The organism is Streptomyces sp. UNOC14_S4 (genome assembly GCF_020740835.1).
GTDB lineage: Bacteria > Actinomycetota > Actinomycetes > Streptomycetales > Streptomycetaceae > Streptomyces.
In genome coordinates this window covers 1-4,564 of the sequence record NZ_JAINFC010000573.1, presented here as the reverse complement: position 1 = coordinate 4,564, position 4,564 = coordinate 1, and the positions used below count along the sequence as shown (strand labels likewise).

The following is a 4,564-nucleotide window of genomic DNA, read 5'->3' as shown; positions in this document are numbered from 1 at the left end:
GCCCCGCCCCCTCCACCGGTTGTCGGCTGCCGGTAGGGGGTGCTTGCCGTCCGCTTTCGGCTCTCTGCAGGGGGATGGTTGTCCCCGCCGCTGCGCTCTGCTGGGGGTGCAGGGGGCGGAGCCCCCGCCACGGCGCCGGGCGGGCCGCGCCCCGTCAGGGGCGCGGGGAACTGCGCGACAAGCCCCCACCGACCCGCAGCCGCCAGACGGACACGGGCGACCGAGCTCGCAGGCGGCTTTTCAGGGGCGCGGGGAACTGCGCGACAAGCCCCCACCGGGGGCGCACCCGCGCGCGGAGCGCAAGAGGCAACCCATTAGGCGAGGCCCCGGCGGTGGAGCCCTCAGCTGGTGCTCGGGAGCGCGGCTCCCGTGCCCGTTGACGGGATCTGTTTGCCGTAGTCCACTATGTCACCCTTCGCCGGTACGGACAGCGCGAAGTCCTGGCCCCAGTCGGTCAGTTCCAGCTGGCCCGCGCCGCCGGCGCGCTGGACGCGGATGGGATACGGGGTGCCCGTGAGGGAGACGTCGAGGGTGCCGCCGCTGCCGCCTCCGCCGGTGACGCGGATGGTGCGGACGCCGCCCACCGTCGCGTGGTCGCCGCGCGCGAGCTTGCCGTGCAGGCCGAGGAGGCCGTCCAGCAGCACGTTCTTGTCGGTGAAGCCCTTGAACTGCTGGTAGGCGGGGTCGGCCGAGGGCACCTTCACATACTTCTTCTCCAGCTTCTCCGCGGCAGCAGCACCGTTTCCTCCCTTGTCCCCCTTGTCGCTGCCCTTGTCCCCGCCGTGTGCCCAGAACGCCGCGGGCGCCTTCACATAGAGCTCGTCGCCCACGCGCAGCAGTTCGAAGGCGCTCGCGTCCGAGGAGACCCGTCCCGTCCCGCCGTCCTTCTTCAGCCGCATGTCGATCTTGTATGTGCGGCCCTGGCTGACGACGCTGCCGGAGAGATGGACGGTGTCCGCGCTCCGGGCGGCCGTGCGCGCCTTGTCCTGGATCTTCGCGGGGTCGAGCTTGCCGACGCCGTTGGTGCCCGCGTCGGGGTCGTCGCCCCCGCTGCCACAAGCGGTCAGCGCGGCGGACAGGCCCACGCAGAGCGTCGCGACAACGGCTGCCTTCCGGGTTCGCACGTCTCCTCATGCCTCCTGTCAGCGGTGGAGAACGGCAGCGTACCCGGGTGCCCCGGGAGCGGAAGCGGGCAGTCCGTACGGCCCTCTCTCCCGCGCCAGGAGGAAGCCGGTCACGTTAGCCTGAACCGGACATCGCCCCAACGCGCCCCGGCGGAAGCCGGACCCGGCGGAAGGAGGTCGCGGCCATGGCAGCGGGCGTCCACCGGGTGTTCGTGTCGCACCTCTCCGGCGTGGCCGTCTTCGACCCGAACGGCGACCAGGTGGGCCGGGTCCAGGACGTCGTCGCGATGCTGCGTGTCGGCGGCCGTCCGCCGCGCGTGCTGGGGCTGGTCGTGGAGGTCGTCAGCCGCCGCCGGATCTTCCTGCCCATGACCCGGGTGACGGGCGTGGAGTCCGGCCAGGTCATCACCACCGGCGTGATCAACATGCGGCGCTTCGAGCAGCGGGGCACCGAGACGCTGGTCATCGGCGAGCTGCTGGACCGCCGGGTGCGGATGGTCGACGGGGGCGAGGAGGCCACCGTCCTCGATGTGGCGCTCACCCAGTTGCCCGCCCGCCGCGACTGGGAGATCGACAAGGTCTTCGTACGGCGGGGCAAGGGCGGGGCGCTGCGCCGCAAGGGCGAGACGCTCACCGTCGAGTGGTCCGCGGTCACCGGCTTCTCGCTGGAGGAGCACGGGCAGGGCGCGGAGAACCTGCTGGCCACGTTCGAGCGGCTGCGCCCCGCCGATCTCGCGAGCGTGATGCACCACCTGTCGCCGAAGCGGCGCGCCGAGGTGGCCGCCGCCCTGGACGACGACCGGCTCGCGGACGTCCTGGAGGAGCTGCCGGAGGACGATCAGATCGAGATTCTCGGCAAGCTCCAGGAGGAGCGGGCCGCCGACGTCCTGGAGGCCATGGACCCGGACGACGCGGCCGACCTGCTCTCCGAGCTGCCGGAGGACGACATGGAGCGGCTGCTCACGCTGATGGAGCCCGCCGACGCGGCCGACGTGCGGCGGCTCCTGGCGTACGAGGACCGGACAGCGGGCGGCCTGATGACCACGGAGCCGATCGTGCTCCGCCCGGACGCCACGGTCGCCGACGCCCTCGCCCGGGTGCGCAACCCCGACCTCTCCCCCGCGCTGGCCGCCCAGGTCTACGTGTGCCGCCCGCCGGACGAGACCCCCACCGGGAAGTACCTGGGCACGGTGCACTTCCAGCGGCTGCTGCGGGACCCGCCGTTCACCCTGGTCGGCTCGATCGTCGACACCGACCTGCGGCCGCTGCCGCCGGACACCCCGCTGCCCGCCGTCACCAGCTACCTGGCGACGTACAACATGGTCGCCGCGCCCGTCGTCGACGCGAGCGGCTCGCTGCTGGGCGCGGTGACCGTCGACGACGTCCTGGACCACCTGCTGCCGGACGACTGGCGGGAGACCGAGCTGCACTCCGGTGCGCTGGGCATGAGCGACCTGCCGGAGGCCTCCCATGGGCACTGACGACAGGCCCGACCGGGTCAAGGAGCGCCGCGTACGGCTGGACCTGCCGCGGGTGAAGCGCCGCCGCTGGCTGCCGCAGTACGACCCGGAGGCGTTCGGACGGCTCTCGGAGGACATCGCCCGCTTCCTGGGGACGGGCCGGTTCATCGTCTGGATGACGGTCGTCATCATCCTGTGGGTGGTCTGGAACACCACGGTCCCCGGGGACCTGCGGTTCGACAGCTACCCCTTCATCTTCCTGACGCTGGTGCTGTCCCTCCAGGCGTCGTACGCGGCCCCGCTGATCCTCCTGGCGCAGAACCGGCAGGACGACCGCGACCGGGTCAACCTGGAGCAGGACCGCAAGCAGAACGAGCGGTCGATCGCGGACACCGAATACCTGACCCGGGAGATCGCCGCGCTGCGCATGGGCCTGGGCGAGGTCGCGACGCGCGACTGGATCCGCTCGGAGTTCCAGGACCTCGTCAAGGAACTGGAGCAGCGGCGGGTATTCCCGCTGGAGAGTGAGGAACGCGACCGCTCGTAGCCCTTTCCGCAGGCCCCGTGGCGCGCCGTAACATCGGGGGCATGGCTACCGAAACTCCCGCAGGAACCGTGCCCGCCGAGGACGCGGTCCGCGCCGCGCTGGCGACGGTGAACGACCCCGAGATCCACCGCCCGATCACCGAGCTGGGCATGGTGAAATCCGTGGGGATCGCGGCGGACGGTACGGTCTCGGTGGCGGTCTACCTGACGGTCCAGGGCTGCCCGATGCGCGACACCATCGCGTCGAACGTGCGCACGGCGGTCGCGGCCGTCGAGGGCGTCACGGCCGTCGAGGTCGAGCTCGACGTGATGAGCGACGAGCAGCGCAAGGAGCTGGCGTCCGCGCTGCGGGGCGGCACGGCGGAGCGCGAGGTGCCGTTCGCCAAGCCGGGCTCGCTGACCCGTGTCTACGCGGTGGCCTCCGGCAAGGGCGGCGTCGGCAAGTCCTCGGTGACGGTCAACCTGGCGGCGGCGATGGCGGCCGACGGGCTCAAGGTCGGCGTCGTCGACGCGGACATCTACGGCCACTCGGTGCCGCGCATGATCGGCGTGGGCGATGCCCGCCCCACCCAGGTCGAGAACATGATCATGCCGCCGTCGGCGAACGGCGTGAAGGTCATCTCCATCGGCATGTTCACCCCCGGCAACGCCCCGGTGGTGTGGCGCGGCCCGATGCTGCACCGGGCGCTCCAGCAGTTCCTGGCCGACGTCTACTGGGGCGACCTCGACGTCCTCCTGCTCGACCTCCCGCCGGGCACCGGTGACATCGCGATCTCCGTCGCCCAGCTCGTCCCGAACGCCGAGATCCTCGTGGTGACGACCCCTCAGCAGGCCGCCGCCGAGGTCGCCGAGCGCGCCGGTTCGATCGCCGTGCAGACGCACCAGAAGATCGTCGGCGTCGTGGAGAACATGTCCGGGCTGCCGTGCCCGCACTGCGACGAGATGGTCGACGTCTTCGGCACCGGCGGCGGCCGTCTCGTCGCCGACGGCCTCACGAAGACCACCGGCACGAACGTCCCCGTGCTCGGCGCCATCCCCATCGACGTCCGCCTCCGCGAGGGCGGCGACGAGGGCAAGCCGGTCGTCCTCTCCGACCCCGGGTCCCCCGCGGGCGCCGCGCTCCGCGCGATCGCGGGCAAGCTGGGCGGCCGCCAGCGCGGCCTTTCCGGCATGTCGCTGGGCATCACACCGCGTAATAAGTTCTGACCGCAGGCCGCGCCCCGTAAGGGGCGCGGGGCTGTGACATTCTGCGGCTCCGCCGCGTGGGCGCGACCAGCCACAGACGACCGGTGGCCGCGCGCCGAGCGCAAGCCGCACCCCGGTAGGCGCGCCCGGAAAACCGGGCGCACCGCTCAGCCGGTATACGCCGCGAGATCCTTGATCACCGCGAACCCCATCCCGTACGCGCTCATCCCCCGCCCGTACGCCCCGAGA

4 protein-coding genes are annotated in these 4,564 nt (G+C 72.2%); 3 read left to right on the top strand and 1 reads right to left on the bottom strand.

What is annotated here, in order from left to right:
* Nucleotides 1-341: 341 nt before the first annotated feature.
* Nucleotides 342-1,124, bottom strand: coding sequence for a hypothetical protein (locus tag K6I34_RS32280; protein WP_229331565.1), 783 nt, complete (start codon nt 1,122-1,124; stop codon nt 342-344).
* 185 nt (nt 1,125-1,309) lie between these two features.
* On the opposite strand from K6I34_RS32280, the gene K6I34_RS32275 reads away from it, so the two are divergent.
* The 3 genes from K6I34_RS32275 to K6I34_RS32265 all read left to right on the top strand — a co-directional run bounded on the left by K6I34_RS32275 (nt 1,310) and on the right by K6I34_RS32265 (nt 4,336).
* Nucleotides 1,310-2,605 (top strand): magnesium transporter MgtE N-terminal domain-containing protein, encoded by a 1,296-nt coding sequence (locus K6I34_RS32275; RefSeq protein WP_229331563.1) that lies wholly within the window; start codon nt 1,310-1,312, stop codon nt 2,603-2,605.
* The gene (locus tag K6I34_RS32270) at nt 2,595-3,131 is read left to right on the top strand and encodes a DUF1003 domain-containing protein (RefSeq protein WP_229331561.1); all 537 of its coding nucleotides are present in this window, start codon (nt 2,595-2,597) and stop codon (nt 3,129-3,131) included. The genes K6I34_RS32275 and K6I34_RS32270 overlap by 11 nt, the downstream gene beginning before the upstream one ends.
* Nucleotides 3,132-3,199: 68 nt before the next feature.
* Complete coding sequence (locus K6I34_RS32265; protein WP_229331567.1) at nt 3,200-4,336, top strand: Mrp/NBP35 family ATP-binding protein; 1,137 nt, start codon at nt 3,200-3,202, stop codon at nt 4,334-4,336.
* The last annotated feature ends 228 nt before the right edge of the window (nt 4,337-4,564 follow it).